The sequence below is a fragment of the Vibrio sp. OPT41 genome, from assembly GCF_015163595.1.
GTDB classification, from domain to species: domain Bacteria; phylum Pseudomonadota; class Gammaproteobacteria; order Enterobacterales; family Vibrionaceae; genus Vibrio; species Vibrio alginolyticus.
Window position 1 is genome coordinate 74,730 of record NZ_JADDYH010000053.1, and the last position, 16,461, is coordinate 91,190.

Annotated in this window: 14 protein-coding genes; 1 reads left to right on the top strand and 13 read right to left on the bottom strand. The window is 45.7% G+C overall.

Going from position 1 to position 16,461, the window contains the following annotated elements; translation table 11 throughout:
• From IQP38_RS18825 to IQP38_RS18880, 12 genes are all read right to left on the bottom strand, one after another.
• Positions 1-1,119, bottom strand: a complete 1,119-nt coding sequence (locus tag IQP38_RS18825) for a hypothetical protein (protein WP_054579125.1) — start codon at positions 1,117-1,119, stop codon at positions 1-3.
• A gap of 71 nt (positions 1,120-1,190) precedes the next feature.
• Positions 1,191-2,450 carry a hypothetical protein gene (locus IQP38_RS18830; RefSeq protein WP_017634048.1) on the bottom strand — a complete coding sequence of 420 codons (1,260 nt, stop codon included), beginning with the start codon at positions 2,448-2,450 and terminating at the stop codon, positions 1,191-1,193.
• Positions 2,450-2,911, bottom strand: coding sequence for a hypothetical protein (locus IQP38_RS18835; RefSeq protein ID WP_054579127.1), 462 nt, complete (start codon positions 2,909-2,911; stop codon positions 2,450-2,452). Before IQP38_RS18835 ends, IQP38_RS18830 begins: the two co-directional genes overlap by 1 nt.
• Positions 2,912-2,967: 56 nt before the next feature.
• Positions 2,968-3,807: a hypothetical protein gene (locus IQP38_RS18840; protein WP_193837890.1), complete on the bottom strand. Its 840-nt coding sequence runs from the start codon at positions 3,805-3,807 to the stop codon at positions 2,968-2,970.
• A 115-nt stretch (positions 3,808-3,922) separates the two neighbouring features.
• A complete protein-coding gene (locus tag IQP38_RS18845; RefSeq protein ID WP_193837891.1) occupies positions 3,923-5,320 on the bottom strand; it encodes a hypothetical protein in 1,398 nt (465 codons plus the stop codon).
• Positions 5,317-5,664 carry a hypothetical protein gene (locus IQP38_RS18850; RefSeq protein WP_193837892.1) on the bottom strand — a complete coding sequence of 116 codons (348 nt, stop codon included), beginning with the start codon at positions 5,662-5,664 and terminating at the stop codon, positions 5,317-5,319. The genes IQP38_RS18845 and IQP38_RS18850 overlap by 4 nt, the downstream gene beginning before the upstream one ends.
• 3 nt (positions 5,665-5,667) lie before the next feature.
• Entirely contained in the window at positions 5,668-8,388 is a 2,721-nt protein-coding gene (locus tag IQP38_RS18855) for a hypothetical protein (RefSeq protein ID WP_193837893.1), read from the bottom strand.
• A gap of 128 nt (positions 8,389-8,516) precedes the next feature.
• A complete protein-coding gene (locus IQP38_RS18860; protein WP_193837894.1) occupies positions 8,517-9,329 on the bottom strand; it encodes a hypothetical protein in 813 nt (270 codons plus the stop codon).
• A complete protein-coding gene (locus tag IQP38_RS18865; RefSeq protein ID WP_054866402.1) occupies positions 9,329-9,844 on the bottom strand; it encodes a hypothetical protein in 516 nt (171 codons plus the stop codon). The genes IQP38_RS18860 and IQP38_RS18865 overlap by 1 nt, the downstream gene beginning before the upstream one ends.
• 11 nt (positions 9,845-9,855) lie before the next feature.
• A complete protein-coding gene (locus IQP38_RS26600) occupies positions 9,856-10,416 on the bottom strand; it encodes a hypothetical protein (RefSeq protein WP_228010118.1) in 561 nt (186 codons plus the stop codon).
• Positions 10,417-10,669: 253 nt separating this feature from the next.
• Entirely contained in the window at positions 10,670-12,316 is a 1,647-nt protein-coding gene (locus IQP38_RS18875) for a UvrD-helicase domain-containing protein (RefSeq protein ID WP_193837895.1), read from the bottom strand.
• The gene (locus IQP38_RS18880; protein WP_065101170.1) at positions 12,313-14,232 is read right to left on the bottom strand and encodes an AAA family ATPase; all 1,920 of its coding nucleotides are present in this window, start codon (positions 14,230-14,232) and stop codon (positions 12,313-12,315) included. Before IQP38_RS18880 ends, IQP38_RS18875 begins: the two co-directional genes overlap by 4 nt.
• 247 nt (positions 14,233-14,479) lie before the next feature.
• Here IQP38_RS18880 and IQP38_RS18885 point away from each other — a divergent pair, with 247 nt between their 5' ends.
• Complete coding sequence (locus tag IQP38_RS18885) at positions 14,480-15,646, top strand: Abi family protein (protein ID WP_228010119.1); 1,167 nt, start codon at positions 14,480-14,482, stop codon at positions 15,644-15,646.
• Positions 15,647-16,033: 387 nt separating this feature from the next.
• Here IQP38_RS18885 and IQP38_RS18890 read toward each other — a convergent pair.
• Positions 16,034-16,461 (bottom strand): hypothetical protein (locus tag IQP38_RS18890; protein ID WP_228010120.1); only part of this gene is annotated, 428 nt, incomplete at its 5' end.

Sequence of the window (16,461 nt, forward strand, 5' to 3'; positions counted from 1 at the left end):
TTACTTGAAGCCGATAACCGTCACGATGTCGCCAGCTTGTAGCTGTTCACCGAACGTGATTGTGTTACCAGATAGACTCCATACACCTGCGTTCTGCATTACGCCGCACACGCTTAGAACAAGGATTGCTGACACTGTACCCGCTGGCAGAGCCACCGTAGTTGATGCAGATTCGACAGTAATATCCACCGTTCGGATCGCGTCTTTGATGGAAGCGCCTAGACTATCCTTGGTGGCATACTTACCGTCAGATTCCGCTTTGGTGTATGACGCGCCGCTAGCTGCTAGACCGCTACGCGCTTGTGAAATGATTTGCGATTTAGTGGTGTTCTCAAGCTTCGCTGCGTTAACGGCAGTTGCACCAGCGTCTAGTGCGCCCACGTCTTCTGCGGTTAGCTCGACGTTTGCGCTTAGCGCGTGACCGTTGATGGTGCGAGTCTTTGGCACTGCATTCACAACGCGAGAGTCGTTACCCTGCATCACTGTGTTAGCGGCAGTACCAAAGTCTTTGTTGAATGCTGTTTTTTTCTCAAACGCTGGTTCCGCACCAACGTCAGCCGCTTCAAGCACTACGTTACCGCGCTGACCATTAACCGACGAAACGGCGTCAGTCGGTGTTAATAGTTCTTGCCAGTTCGCTAGTGTGCTCGCTGGTTGGCGCATTAGAACGAATGATTTACGCAGATCCGAACGGATTGCCATATCACCCTCTTGCGCTGTAAGAGCAAGCATTTCCGCTTCTGACTTAACAGGGAACGTTTCTTTGATAGCGATAGCTGGCAATTGGCCTTGTGGGATCTTACCAGTGCTATCTAGCGTAGCCACACCCTCTGCAACGCCTTTCTTGTTGTTAGGGATGTAGTCGTGCGTGTGGCTTGCTGGCGCTGCGCCCACATCTGAGTGAGTCAGAGTAACATCGCCCGTTAGTGGTTTGTTATTGATAGTGCGAGAAGTTGGGACAAGATTCGAGCGCGCTTCACTGACAACTTGTGCCTTGGTTTTCCCCTCTAGTTTTGATGAGTCTGTTGCGCGAGCGCCCGCTGGTAATGCACCAACGTCTTGCGCTGAAAGATCAGACACAAGACGGTTGATGCGAGTTAATTTATTTTGTGTAGCCATAAAAAATCCAATTTCGTTGTTAGTAAAAAGGGCATTTATGGGGAATAGGGCTAGGGGAATTTGAAAACTGATTAGCCGACCAAGGTGATCTCCGTTCCTGCTGCAATTTCGTCAACAAACTGGATAACATCACCGTCCGGTGAGATGGTGTAAGCAATATCTTTTGATTGCTGCACACCTTGTAGGAACACCAGCTTAATCGCGCGTTCTTCAAAGACTGGTGGAACAGTGAAAGTATTCGACGTACTAGCGAAGTGGCTATGGAATACTTCCATAGGCGCGCCAGCGATACCGCTGTTTATGATGGCTTCAAGGTTATCGATATGCTCTTGAAGCTCGGCAATGATAGAGCTTGAGCTTAGAGATGGGACACCTAGAGTAATCACCACTTCATCACCCGTTTCAAGTGGTTCGGCTACTTCAACCTCATTAGTGTCTTTCAAGAATTGCCAAGCACTGTCTTTGGTCTGCACGATACCTTGGATAGACAATGAATCTACTTCCGGCACTTCGTAAGGCAATGCGATTTTTGTTTCGCCACCAGACGCAATGTACGGCCAATGTTCAACCGACTTGTTGTATGCAGCAGCAGCTTTGTCGTGAACCAACTTGATGGCTCTCGCAGTGGCATAAAGCTGATCGTTATCTACGTTTATCTGACTGGTTGCGTCCCAGTTGTTTACCAAGCTAAGGCCAACTTGCGCTTTGGTTACATGGTGCGGGTTTTCACGGTCTGCGTAGTGCGCATTGGCTTCGGCGCGCATCGCATATTGCTTATGTGGATCGGGATGTGAAACGTGACCTTGTAGGTCATAACCGCCTTGTTCACGATCATCAAAGTTAAGGTGTTCACTTTTGAGTTGGGTAACGCCATCTGGCACGGTAGCGCGACACAATATCAAATGATGATCTTCAACCGCTTCCTGCGGAAGCACCTTAATTTCGGACGCTTCAATGTCTGACGCTAAATCGACTTGTTTTGTCTTTACGCCAAACTTATAGAACGCTTCGAGCACCACATAAGAAGTGGCACCAGCCGGAATCTCCACATCAACATCGTGTTGTTGTCGAACGGTTAACACATAGTCGTCGCGCTCAACCAACGCCACGCCAAATTGTTCACCACTGCTCACACGCAGTTTCATTCCACCAGCCGGAGCACATTCAAAACCACGGAAAATACCAGCGCGAACGATGCCGTAAAACTTACGGTTTAGGCTGTTACTGGCCAGTGGTTCTAGGTACTGCGTATCGGTGATAAGCGGTAGCGCTTGCCAGTCCGTTAGCAGTGGCGGGATGATGATCGTTTCTTCGAAGTTTGGGCGACTCATTAGGCACCTACCTGCGCCAATTGAGCGCTATCCGTGCGAGCCGTGTTAACCACGATTTCTATCGATAGACCACGGTCAGAGTAGATCCAAACTGGTTGAGTGACAGCCACTAGAATCAGACCGCCGCTCGCATCTTTCACGCCGACGCAAGAGAACTGGTATTGTTCATCTTCTGCTAGCGTACCCGCTGGCAAGTTTGCCGTGATTACGATATTGCCGTTCACATAGGCGTAGTTCGCCTTAGAACGGTAAAACACGTTTTCAACGGTTGTCTTATCCAGTGGGATAGGCATGCAGCTAGGCTTGCCCTCAATTTCTTGGATAAGGTCAAAACCCCATTCAAGATCGCCAAATTGGAAATAAGGCTCAGTACCATTGGTAGGCAACGACGACAAGGCGCGTTCGTCGTAATAACGGTTAAGCAGTTCACACTGCGATAGGACTACTTTTTGTGTAAGCACCTTTACGACCTCGTATAAGTCGTGGCGCTTTAATGGGATGGGGAATAGGAATAGGGTTAATAGTACCGTCTATCAATGGAGATCGCATCTAAGGGGATCGCATCCATTCTAGGTGTACCATACATAGGGCTAACAGGGCGTTCTTCCTGTGTCGTCGTTCCAGTTTGAACGAAATCCTGTTTATAGCTCGGTGTTGATTCTATATCGGTCGTGGTCTGTTTTCCAACCGTAACATGGTCAGAATAGTTAGGTATTTCCACCATATCCATGACTTCAAATTCAATAGAATACAATTGGCCATCTAAAACAATTCGTAATGGGATAAGAGGATGCACCACTCGCTTAATCTTCGCTTCGAATGCTCGAATGGCTTCCTCGGTAATGCCGTCCTCACCTGCAATGTCGTTCAAAGGGATGCGAATAGCACCGCGACTAGTCAGAAAAAAGTCGCTCGGGTTTAGTCCGTTTTGCAGCTCTAACTCTGACTCGGGAACTAAGAACGTGCCGTATGGAAATCGCTCTTGGTTTACTGGCGCGTAGATTCGTTCCCACTTAACACGTAACCCTTTAAATTCACGCGCGAGCGTTGAGATAAGTGGATAAATGGTCTTTTTGAAGTGAATTTCGTCCTTACGCTGCATCACAACGTGTGGCAAGTCCTCATCGGCCACTTCGCCTAGTGGGAAGATTTTTCGCAGCTCTTTAATGTCTTCTAGCAGCGATTCTTTGTCCATTTCGTACAGTGAAGAACGCGCTTTAAGCTTTTCAATGTATGACTCTACGTGAGTTTCAATTGACTCTGCGATCGCGCTTGCTAAATCTACCCAAGCGGTTTCCTTTTGACGCGCCTTGGTTAGCTGGCCAGATAGCCATTTTCTGAAGTCTCCAAATGCCATGTTTTTCGCCTTATTGGTGTAATAGTTTTCGCATGCGAAAATTATATAGTATGTTGTGCTTTAAAGTTCTCGCATGCGAAAACATCCGTGTCTTTCTTGCTCCGTGCGAAAACTTCTATGAGTAATCGAAGTTCAGTTGAATGGTTGACGCATTCACATCTAAATAGTGGTAAGTATCAATCGGGATGCGGTCAAGAATCCCAACGACTTCAACCTCAAACTCTTTAATACCCAAAGTCACGTTGAGCTCTTGGATGGCATCCCAAATTTGGTTTTTGGTAATGCGCTCATTGCGACTTGTCTGTTTGCCAAATTTCTCATCTAACGCATCGGCCAGTACCTTTGTCGCCCATTCTGGATTTGAACTTGGGTAAAGCTTACCTTTGACCGTCACGGTAAATGGCACGTCCTTACGCTCCACCAGCTTATAGCGCTCGTTATAGCCCTCTCGGCCAGCGAATAGAACTTGGATTTCCTGATTCAAAATCTCGTCGGTTTTATCGGCAGAGTAAGCACAAATAAAGATCGTATTGATGTTGCGAACGTCCGGCGTTCCTGTGAGTTTTTCCTGCTCCGCTTCACCCCAAATCGACAACCAAGTAACACCAGAAATATTGCGCTTAACAAAGGTCATGTAATCCGAGTCCCACGCTATCTGCTCGTCATAGATTGGCGAGTAAAGGGCGTTGTTTCGGATTGATTCAATGTCTTCCGGCTCTGCACCGCCGATAATGCTGGTGGAAGTTTTGATTGAGAGCTGGTCTTTATAGGCGCTTTGAATCCCCATATCGATAAGCTCTAAATACTGCGCATCGAGTAGGGTAGTCACACCATTAGTCAGCCATAGCTCAAACTCAATTACATCACCTGTCGCTGGCGCACGACCGTTATTGTTGTTACCAAAACGAACGCCTAGCTGGTCGGTTGGCTTGTAATACTCCATGTAGGCTTTGGATTTGCCGTCTGTATTACGAAACTTAAAGACGTGCGTCCATTCTTCTCCGTTCACACGCACGATGATGTTATGAATACGCTTAGTCAGCTCTTGAGGGAACGCCACGGCCAACCAGTTTTTTCCCTCATCGACCGTGTAGTTCATCTTGGACACTTCGAACTGTTGCACCTCTACTGCGGCGCTTTCTTGCGGCATAAGATCAATGGCTTCCATTAGCGTATAGCGCAATTGATTGTCAGCCACGCATTGGCTGTATTTCGGCAAGGTAACGCGCTTTGTTCCGGTATTGGTCACTAGCGCACAGCCTTTCGATGGCGCTGCTTTTCGCCCTACATAGCCCTCAGTTTCAGCACCCGCCAAAATGGAGGTGCGTTTAGTGGCTAGCGTCAGGTAGGATTCTTGCAATGCACGGCTACTGATTGCTGCCATGCGTTCAACAATCTTGGCCACAAATAAGCAAAGGTAGTCAACGAACTGCGAACCTATATGACGCGACCACCAGCTTGAACTAGCAATCGCCTCGTTAAAGGTCTTTTTGACTTCTTCTAACTTGCTCAAAACGTAATACCTCTCTCCAACGTTTGACCGTTCACAACGATCGTCAATTTGTAGGCATCGATACCGTCCACGCTTGGCTCTACGGCAATGCCTTGAACCACCGCGTCTTTCACGTCAATTGGGAGGGTTAATAGGATTGAGTTTTCGATAGCTGCTGCTGTGGTTTCGTTTATTGGTTCATGCTTGTATGCCCCTAATCTGTTGCCCCATTTTGGAGCGCCCCAAACTTGGCCTTGAGGTGTATCGAGCCATTCAGATACGCGCGCAACGATCGCGTGTTTCTCATCGGCTACTTTTACACCATCAATATCGACCCGTAGTAAGTAATCAATTTCTTGGCTCATTTATCACTCCATATCAGCGCTTTGACGCTGTAACGAACGGTCATCAAAGTTGAGAGGAATAGAGCCACTAGCCTTAGTGGATGAGGCTGGCTTGTCTTTGCTTGAGCTACTGCTAGGCGCTGCAAAGATAGTGGTTGGTTTGGTTGCATCGCTGCCGCTAACCGCGCGCCCAATGGCATCCAGTGAATGTTTGCTAAGTTCCACGGTTTGAGGCTTGCCGCTCTCTTTGAGGTCTTTCATTGCTGCCTGTGCTTGCAGCTCGCTAACTCGTTCATTGCGTTGGATGGATGATTGAGTCGCAACCGTCTTATTCGAGGTGTTTTCGGTGTCCACTTTCACCACGGATGACGTGTCCGTTTTCTGGTTACTTAGCTCGGTATTGATGGATGATTCATGGCTGGCTGTGGTCACGCTGTTGGTTTTCGTGTTGTTCGCTGCTTTGGTTAGAGCGGCTACTGCCTTGGCCTCTTTACGGCGCTTGATCTCCGCATCGACGGCAGCAATCTGCTCGGCTTTCTTCTCTGGCGAGTAGACTTGGCCAAGGTCGGGATGCTCGACCATGCCGGACATATCCATGCCCGTTTCCTTGGCCACTTTCACACGTTTGTCCTGGCTATCTTGCTTTTCGCTTTTCACAGCAAGGTAAGCTTCTTTGTAGCTAATGCCTTGCTCGCTGGCCTTTTGCGATACCTCTTGGGAGGTCACTTGAGTTGAGTTTTTCGCATCAAGTTCGCGCATGGCTTGGCTATCATTGGATGTTTTAGCAGTGTGGTAGGCTTCGGCGCTTTTAAGGTGTTCTTCTTTCTCTGATTGAGCTCTTTCACTCTTAGAGTGATTAGTTTCGCTTTCGAATTTAGAACTCTTAGCCGTTGTTTCTCCCTCGATCTCGCCGCCAAACAGCTTGTAAATACCCTTGGCCATATCACCAGAATCAAAGGTCAACGCTTCCTTAGCACCATCAAAACCGAACGCACCAAGCGCCGCACCAAGCAAACCAGCACCACCACTGACTAGACCACCCAAATCGAGCACGTTCGCCAATGCCATTGAGCTTTTCTGGCCAGTTGTCGCCTCTTGGCTATCTTTGAGGTTGAACGTCTCTTTCTGCTTGTCTTTGTCAGTGAATTCGCTAAACGCATCGTAGGCCATTAAGGCCGGAGCAAGGAAAGGGATCGCCTTGCCAGCAACAGAGCCGATTTTAGACATACCTTTAAAGGCAGCACCCGCCATCGATACGCCCTTGCTGGCCACGTTTGAGGCTTTGCTGCCAATGCCTGACATAACCGATTTGATTCGGCCACGTTTGCCACCCGCTTTACGGCCAGTATGTCCACCAGCACGCCCACGGCGGCGTTCAAACATATCGCCAGCGAGATCTAATAGACCGCCTTGGCCATCGTTCGCCGCTGCTTTGGTTGCCGAAATCAGATCATCAAGCTTATCTAGCACATCATCGAACTGGCGTTCGCGGTCAGCACTGGACTCGTGCAATACCTCAAGCATGTTTGCTCGGTAGCTCTGATCTTTGGTGCTTGTTAGCTCACTGGCCTTGCTTATCCGGCTAGAATCGCCCCTAGCAAGATTGACAGGATCGTTACCCCTAGCACCATCACGGTTAGGTCGATCACTAGGCGTAATTTGCGTTGAATGGCTTGTCTCGAACGAATCTTTTGTCGCTGATAGTTGTTCATGGCTAACTGTCTCTATGGCTGTGACGGCCTGACTGTCTGCCTCTGGCGCTTGTTTGCCTCGGGTAAAGAGTCGGCCTAGTTTCGATTCTTTAAGCTTGTCCTTGGTTGAAGTGGCCTTTTCGGTCACATTATCCAATGCTTCTTTAGCGTCTTGCTCTAAGTGATAAAGCTCTTTAGCGGAGTAGAAGAACGAACCACCAGCCGCAGCGCCAGCCGCATCGGTCGCGTCGTTTTCTTCCTGTAGGAACTCTTTCACGTTATTGATAGCCAGTTGATTAAGGCTGGTGGCCACCTTGGCAAAAACGTTCTGGCTTTCCTTTTCCGTGTCGGTTTGCTTTTCAATCTGGCGCTCTAATGCCGTTTGCTGAGCGTTCTTGTAAGCCGATTGCTCTTGCTTACTCGCATAGCGGCCATCGGAGCGTCGAAGCTTGCCGTTAGCGTCTTCCCAATAGCCCTCAAACTCTGCCAGTGCGTCAGAGACGACCTTTTCTAGCTTCTCTGTTACATCATCAAGGATTGAGGTGTCCAAACGCTCAGAATTCGATTCTGGCGCTTCTACATTCACGACAACGGGCGCTTGTTTTACTGGCTCGTGCACGTCCTCGCTTTTCAGCGTGTCAGCAATCGACGTTACGCCACTTACAAAGCTGCTTTGCTCGACCGCTTTAGCATCCGGCTTGGCTTGTGTCTCTGTTGGCTGGCTAGGCGCAAAGGACAGCTCAATTTCACCTGTTCGCTTGGTCTTGGTTCCACTTGGTTTAGGTGCGTCACTTGATTGTTGTTTTAATTCTTTTTGTGGATTAGTGCTCGGTATAGTGGATACGTTAAGAGAGGCATTGGAAACGCCCTTAGTCACCGCCTGTTCGATGCCCTTAGTATCCACTGCAAGGACGGCCTTTTGTTGGCTCGTTGGTAGAGTCTTGCCATCGAGTTTGCGACTAATCTCAGATAGCACGGTCAGCTCTTTGTCACTGGCTCGCTTCACTGCATCAACAACCAGTGAAAGATCAACCTCTTGTTGGTTTCTGTCCATTTTTCACCTTGTCTTGGAGCGCTTTATCTAGGCTTATGGCCATCGTTTGAGGTGTTTTGAATACCGCGTCGATAGGCTGGCCACCGTAGATCGTTAAGTTCTCAATCAGTACGTTCCAACCAACGTAATCAAAACGTTGTAATGAAGTCGTTATTCCGAAAGGGTAAGAGCAACGTTCGAGTTGCTTCACCTCCTTGCTCGATAAGTTTCTGGCACTGCGGAATGGTGGCGACTAGGTAGTAACGCCCCTCGTCGTACTTAGTAAGCAATCCGTGACGCGCATTGCGTAGGCACTTTTCAACCTTGGCAAAGGCCACACGAAATTCCGTGTTGAGGTACATCGATTTCAATAGGTCGATTTTCCACACTAGGGGATCGTCTTGGTCTTTGGGTTGATCTTCGAACGTTAGGCAGTAGGCCAGCTCAGTGAGCGCCATGCGGTTAGCTTGTTGCTTCCATTCAGCGCTGTCCGGTTCGTACTGGTCGCGCTCATTGCGAATGTTCTCAAGTTGCTCCGCTTCGTAACCGGTTAGTGGTTTCACGTTCGCTAGGTATGACTTGCCTTTCACGTTTAAGGTGATCTCTTGTTTTGGCAATCCATTGAGCGCTTTGGCCGATTCCATTAGCTCGCCCATATTGAGATCGAGATAGTGAGTTTTTTTGCAGTGCTCGCACTCATAGCTAAAGGGAATAGTGCCTAGCTCGCTGGTGGACATAAAAATCCACCACAATGCTGCGCGGCGATCTTCACCAGTCCATAGGCCGCTATCACTCATAGGGCGCTTACTGGTGTCTTGCATGTGGTTCAGATAGCGAGTTGTGTTGGCTTCCTCTTGGTACTCGTTGAGGTCGCAGAACAATAGAGCGTCTTCCACGGTTGGGACTCGAAACTCAATCACTTCTGAAATGTTACTTGGTAGTGGAAATGATGGAATGTGCATTACAGTACCTTGTTACCTACAGACATAAATTTTTGGAGAATGAGTGGGAATGACTGGATCTGGTTGCCGTTTTCGCGTGAAAACATCACGTTGCCAATCTTGGTAGGAAAGACTTGATAGCTCTTATAGAGTGACTTTTTGCCGTCCTCATTGAGCGTGAATATGTTGATTTTGAACACGTACTCTTTGGGGATGTTGAGTGTGCCGTCTTGGTTTCTGACTTTCTTTATTCGGCTTTCAAACCATTTAGAAACAGTCAGGTTTTGGTCATCACGAACCGTTAGCGTGATCTCGCCAACACTGCTGTATGTAGGCAGCGCAATAGAGCCTGAACCGACTTGGAATGAATCTGCATCGATAGAGCCAGCACCAAAATCAATATCCTTTACGTAAATATCAAAGTCCGTTGGCGCGTCCGGCGAGTCGATTTCTACCGCCCATTGCCAGCCTTGCAGCCACGGCTTATTCATAAAGTTATTGGTCGCGCGTTTGGCGAGCTGCATGTATGGATTCATGGCCACCTCGCTTAGAGCAACGATACTGGTGGAACAATGGCACGGTTCGCGCGCATTGAGTTTTCAATCTCGGCTTTACGTGCGGCTAGATCAGGTTCGGCAGCAATATCGGTCACATCCAACTTGCCAGCGATGGCAATACGGCGTTGACGCTCTGCGTTCGGGATGGTGATCAGCAATTCCAGATAGTCGCCAAGCAAGCTAATGCACGGCGTTGGAAGTTGGAACGAATCAAACGGCTCATTGAGAACGTTCTGCATGTACATCAATGTCAGTGGGAATGTTTCTACGCCCGTTAATTTCAGCTCAAGAACGTTGCCCCAAACCTCGCTACGCACATAACGGAAACGGTCATCTTTGACCACCAGTCTTGCAGCAAAGTCGGACGGTAATTCAAACTGAGTGTTATCGGCTAAGTCGCTTTGTTGGATGCGGGTTTTAGTGGTAAACCCGGCAATCTCTTGGTACTTGGCCAGCGCTTTACGCAGTAGGCTTAACAGCGCCTTTTCGTCGTCGTGCAGCAAGATAGGGAATCTCGCTTTCACGTCTTCGAGTAGTTCAATCGGTGTCATGGCCGCTCCGGTAGTGGCGGCGCATTTTGAGATAGGGGATAGGCTTGGTGAATCTTAACTCAAACTAATAGGGTACGCGATTTAAACTTTGTTATTGTCGATGGACAAAAAAGACCGAAACTCACTTTTGGACAAAAGTAAGTTAGGTTGGTGACGCTAATTCATGCTGGGTAGATTAGGAAAAGTATCGCGTGAAACCGACTTTCGCGATACTTTCTTACGTATTAGTTAATAACAAATACAGTCCTTGTTATCATATTACACACCCCAGAAATCTTTCCTGTTTGCTCCTGTGGGTATTCCACCTTCCATAGTGGTCAGCAGGTCTAGAACGAAAGCCAACATGTGTCAGTAACAACCTTCGTTTTGCTCTTGAAACCCCGACAAAAAAAGTACATAAATTTTCATCTGGATTTCCCCAATAGCTTTCATTTTCAACACCTAGTAGCACTACAGAGTCAAACTCTAAGCCTTTACTCTTATGAACTGTGAGTATTCTAACTGCTTGATCATCTTCAAAGCGTTTCAAAGACTCCAGAAGAGAGAGTCCAGTTGACATTAACTGATCAACCTTTGAGCAAGTGTCATTGAGTACTTCACGTAAACGTGATTCGGTTTCATAGTCATGTGACAGAGACATTAGTGATTGAAATCCTACTTTTTCAACAAAACGTTTCAAACAGTCCCATCTGTTGGCATTTTCAGGAGTTATCGGATTCTGATTTATTGCCTTTTTCTCCTCAATGATGAAGCGTTGCCAATTTTGGACTAGCTCTCCTCTTTCATCATCTTCCTCAGTGAATGGAACTAGTTTTTCCATCAAGCGAATCCATGCAGAGGGCTCTTGTTTACCAAAAGTGCTTAATAAAAAATCTACGATTAAGCGCGCTGCTGGCTCAACTGATATATCCTGCAACTGTTGTTCATTCCTATATGGAATACCTCGTTCACGCAACGCTACCATAAGCTTCATTGCATATAAGTCAGGTTGGTTTTTGATGAGTATGGCTATCTCAGCAGGAGGGACTTTCTCTTCATTTATCCATATGTCGATTTTCTCAGAAAGATAATCGGCTTCTTCTTGGCAGTTTTCGAAAGGGTGAATTTGGATGTGACCTTCGTCTCCAGCGACTTGCTCTTCGGGCATAACTGAAGCAGGATCGAGAATTTTGACTATTTCATTTTGCAACTGAAGAAGCTTAGGCTCAGAACGAAAGTTTCGGTACATGTTGAGTGGGGCAGCTTGGAAATCCTCCTTAAAGGTTTCAAAAATGCCGTCAAGTGCACCGGCCCATCCCATAATTTTTTGCTTTGTATCACCGACTGCCGTAAGGCGAATATTCGTTCCTTGAAAGGCAACTTTTATAAGCTCATACTGATGATTCGTACAATCTTGGAACTCATCCAAAAAAACATCTGTGTATGTTTGTCTCAACGCATTTCTAGCTAAAGGGGACTCCTCTAATATTTTTATTGCAAGCGGAACTAGATCCGTGAAATCAATTTGCTTATGAAGAACTTTAGGGCCAATTGTAAAGCCCGCTTCTAAGGCCTCATCCCCAGTTAATACTGGACGAAAGCGTTCTATAATGCGCTTAGCAAAAGCATGAAATGTATAGCTATCAAAACGAGATGATAGTTCAATACCGCATCTGCGCTTAATTCGTTCCTTTAAGTTGCTACTCGCATCTACCTTAAATGAAATAGCAAGAATGCGTCTAGGGTATCGACATGAACCAGTACGAAGTAAAAAATCTGCTCTTTGAGCAAGCATCTCTGTTTTTCCAGCACCTGGGCCGGCCGTCAAGGCTAAGCTAACTTCACGCTCCTTAGCTGCTCGATAGGCGTTGGGTTCCAGAACTAACCCGTCAGCTGGTTGCCAGTTTTCTATTTTAATCATTCAGGAAGCTCCAACAATATTTCTTTTGCAGCTTCAACCAACCGCTCTAAGGATGGGGGAATGTTTACCAAAAGTTGCTCATCAGATAGTTTAGAGAGAGCACTGATATGCTCAGCGGGTTTACTGCCGACTTTGAATAACTTGTGATATGTAATAAATAACTTTCGTTCCTCATCGTCGTATTCCGATGCTTCGGTACGAGACTTGCCCAACACCGCTTTGATCTGTGGAAGTTCTGGTTCAACTTGATCATCAATTTCGATATTGAATGCTGTAGGAAAGGCTCTCAGCATTGCAAAGTCTAAGTCCATTGGGTAAGAGAAAAACACCCGTCGCTTTTCCATTTCTTCTAAATAATTATGATAATCTCTGATTTTGTGGTCAGAATCGTCCCATCTTGGGATAAATGTAAAGCCACCAGTTAACTGAAGAGTTGGTTTATGTAGTATTAATTGATCATTGGTTGTTTTGATACGCCCCCAACCACCTTGATATCTACCCACGTCAAGGTCTAAGAGTGTAATGTGCGGGATATTTAGTCCTTCAAGAAGCCTCCAAAAGTGGTTCACATGCCGTCCACCAAGAGGGGCTACGGTAATACCAAATGCGTCAACAGGCACTTCTTTAGCTTCTAATAATCGTGGTATGACAATTTCTTCACTATCACCTTCACCAAGAATAACCAAGCGTGAAAAGTATATTTCAGGAAAGGCTTTTACCGCCTGAGTGACAAACTTATGGGCATCGCCATAATGCTCCTCATCAGGTATGTTAATGCTAGCAATAGTTGTTTCTCTGTCCGAGTTCAAACGCATGTAACGTATTTGTTTCGGCTCGATACGTCTAAGCATAGATGGTGCATGAGTTGCGATGAGAGCTTGAGCATCCCCGTGACCAAGCATCTCTTGAAGAGAACTCACAATTCTTCCTAAATAGTGCGGAGATAAACTATTTTCTGGTTCTTCTATTGCAATTAAGGTAAACACTGCAGGGCGAAGTTTATCAGGATCAAAAGAGTCGTCTCCTTTTAACACTGAACGACCAATTGCCTGAGATGAAAGGACCAGAGACAAATATAACATCGACTTTTGCCCATCACTTAGCCGTGAAAAGTCAACGTTAGCTTCATCGTGTCCTGGAGCAAATGAAATAGACAGATGGCGAAGTAGCGATTCAATTTCGCTCGCCACAAAAGTAATTTTTGGTTGCGTGAAAAACTGCCCTTTATGTAAACAAGACCATGACTTTTGGATACTTGTGCTTAGAGCATTTACCGATATGTTGGCGTCAAGGCTCGAACTAATTTGGTCTGTATGCCCCTTTACAGCTTCTCGCTCTACCTCCCAATTAACGGCTCTTAACATACGTCCTAATAAAGCATTGGCTCCAAAGGTTATATGTTCAGCTGGGTCTCGTCTCGCCGGAAGATAATGTATTTGAATCTGATTGCGATCTATACGAGAAACTTTAGCTGTAATATGTGGTTGCTGATTTTCATCCAGCTCCAAGACATATATCAATGACTCATCGATATCACCGTCAATACCCATTGATGCTTCTAGACGAAATCGCACTCGAGGAATATCTTCCCCATCGACTAATCTCATATGAGCAAAGTGCGGTGGTACTGTTGTGCTATCTGCCTCTTCATGCAATTCAGGGAATAGAAAATCAGCTTCAATCCAAAGTGTTCGCTCTTCAGGGTGCTCCGTTTCGTTACATGGAACATGGAAGTCAGATTTCTTTATTCGTCGTAGAGATGGGTCAAAAGCAAACATTCTACAAAGTGCCTGAAGAGCAGCCGTTTTTCCTGAGCCATTGGGGCCAATTAGAAAAGTTAGATCGTCAAAAGATAATTCTGTAGGTGTTGAACCATAACTCTGAAAACGTGAGATTCGTAATTTATCGAGTTTCACTATGTCTCCTCACTCTATTGCTCAATAGATTAATTTAGATATGTAGATGCTTGCTTATGCAATCAAGTTTGCAAGATTATACATCATTACATTTAACTAGAATTTGAGAATGTATACACTTCATTATCTTCTTATGCGATATGGGGTTATGTTGTGGGACAGATTTTCTATTGACATTAGTTCATATAGGCGTAGAATTTGCGGCAACAGAGCCAATGTCCCCTCCTGATCTAGCATCAGTGACGTCTTGGCCTTTTTTTTACCTGAAATTTATGAAATGACCCAACCCATTGAAGTAAAACCATTTTTTGAATATGACGAACTCATTCAGCGTTTAACTGATAGAGGTATGTTAATTAAAGACCCGCTTCGTGCCCAACGAAAACTAACTCAAGTTGGGTATTATAGGTTGTCGGGTTATTGGCATACGTCTAGAAGATTTGAACGCAATGGCCGTGACATCCAGTACTTCAACGAATTTCAAGTAAATACATGCTTTGAAGATATCTTTGAGTTCTACCTGTTCGATAAGCGGTTGCGAATAGAGTTTACCGATGCATTGGAAAGGATAGAGATCTATCTGAGAACAATCATTGCACATGAGATTGGTAGAATAGCACCTCTAGCTTACTTAGACCGGAAACAGTTCTCACGTGACGCTTTTAAGGCTGATGCAAAAATCCATTATGATGACTGGTTAGCACGTCACAATAAATTGATTGAAGGCAGCAAAGAAGAAAGTATTGATAGCCATCGGGATAAAGGAAAACCTATTCCAATTTGGGTCGCAGCTGAGGTTTGGGATTTTGGTGCCTTATCAAAATTCTACAGCATACTATCAGGCAAAAACCAAGATCTGATCTGCAACAGGCTAGGTTTAGACAACCGTAGAGAGTTAGATAACTGGTTGATAAACCTAAATGGTATCAGAAATAGGTGCGCGCACCACGCTAGGCTTTGTAATAGACCAAACCCACGGACTCTATCCATACCAAGAAAAGGTTATTTTAACCTTTTGGACTTGGGCCAGGACCAAAGAAGCAAATTCTATGGAATCATTGCTGTTATCTGGTTTTTGTTAAAAAAAATTGGTCCTAGTTCAAATTGGATCTGCAGAGTCGCAGACATCATTGACCAAAAACCCGATATACCAGGCTTCAATTTCAGGTCTATGGGCTTTCCTGAAGATGGCTTCCCACGCAGATTGTTTCCAGAAACAATCCAAGAGTTACCTATTGTTAACGAACCATCACCACAAGAGGAATTTGAAGCAAGGCTAAATGCACTTCTCGCTTTTAGACAAGAGTTTAACCTTGAGGAGACATTGTCGAAAGAAGCAGAAAGTGTTCAAAGCTTGATTGAACAACTTACGGAGTTCTCTTACGAGGTGGATGAAGCCATAAGAAAAGCTTAAAGCCTTCTATACGGCGACAGCACGTATTTTATGATGAAATAATGCTATTTCCCTTTTCAGCTTCAACATAAGATCAATAGGTTAGTGAAAAGAGAATTGGTTAAATTACTCGTGTAGCATTATTTTGAGTTTTGCTGGGTTCGGATAACTTTTAGTATGGGAAACGTACATTAACAGCGTGAGAATGAGTATTTACTCTACCTAACAATGGGGCACTTCTGTGCTACGAAGTGCCAATTGTGAAGGTTCTGGACAAAACCTTGTCAGTTACATTACTAAATTAGAACGTAACGGATTAGCTCACGTATGGAGAGGTAACGCTCCACTGAAAATAAAAACGGCTAGCGAGAATAACTCAAACTAGCCGTTTATTTTATGTTCACGTTATTAAAAACCTAAGATAGAACGCTTGTTCTTCTTTAGGTGTTTTAGGTACGGGTCTTCCTTAGCATCATAGCTCTTTAAGTGATCTATTCCTGCAAGTAATCCATACTCCTCTTCTGCCTGCTTAAGGGCTTTTTGAATGATCGAATCTTTAGAATGTAGACTGACTTTTGTCTTTGCAACTCTTGGTCGATCTATTTCCTCAACTGTAAAATATCGTCTAGCTTTGGTGAGCTCTCGAATCTGAACCCCAATGTCTTGGTGCTTCACTATATATGAGTTTGGTGTACTGTTTTCCACAACAGCTGCGATGTTGCATGCAACAGACTGCATATCGTTTAACTGCTTTTCCCGGTGCGCGTTAATCAAACTCTCTAACGCCTTTTTTCTCTCTATAGTTCTGCGTCTCTTTGCCGATTTCAGCTTCGCAT

What these genes read in the sequence shown, in the direction of transcription:
- IQP38_RS18825 (WP_054579125.1), bottom strand. Translation starts at nt 1,119, where the DNA reads ATGGCTACACAAAATAAATTAACTCGCATCAACCGTCTTGTGTCTGAT.
- IQP38_RS18830 (WP_017634048.1), bottom strand. Translation starts at nt 2,450, where the DNA reads ATGAGTCGCCCAAACTTCGAAGAAACGATCATCATCCCGCCACTGCTA.
- IQP38_RS18840 (WP_193837890.1), bottom strand. Translation starts at nt 3,807, where the DNA reads ATGGCATTTGGAGACTTCAGAAAATGGCTATCTGGCCAGCTAACCAAG.
- IQP38_RS18850 (WP_193837892.1), bottom strand. Translation starts at nt 5,664, where the DNA reads ATGAGCCAAGAAATTGATTACTTACTACGGGTCGATATTGATGGTGTA.
- IQP38_RS18855 (WP_193837893.1), bottom strand. Translation starts at nt 8,388, where the DNA reads ATGGACAGAAACCAACAAGAGGTTGATCTTTCACTGGTTGTTGATGCA.
- IQP38_RS18860 (WP_193837894.1), bottom strand. Translation starts at nt 9,329, where the DNA reads ATGCACATTCCATCATTTCCACTACCAAGTAACATTTCAGAAGTGATT.
- IQP38_RS18865 (WP_054866402.1), bottom strand. Translation starts at nt 9,844, where the DNA reads ATGAATCCATACATGCAGCTCGCCAAACGCGCGACCAATAACTTTATG.
- IQP38_RS26600 (WP_228010118.1), bottom strand. Translation starts at nt 10,416, where the DNA reads ATGACACCGATTGAACTACTCGAAGACGTGAAAGCGAGATTCCCTATC.
- IQP38_RS18875 (WP_193837895.1), bottom strand. Translation starts at nt 12,316, where the DNA reads ATGATTAAAATAGAAAACTGGCAACCAGCTGACGGGTTAGTTCTGGAA.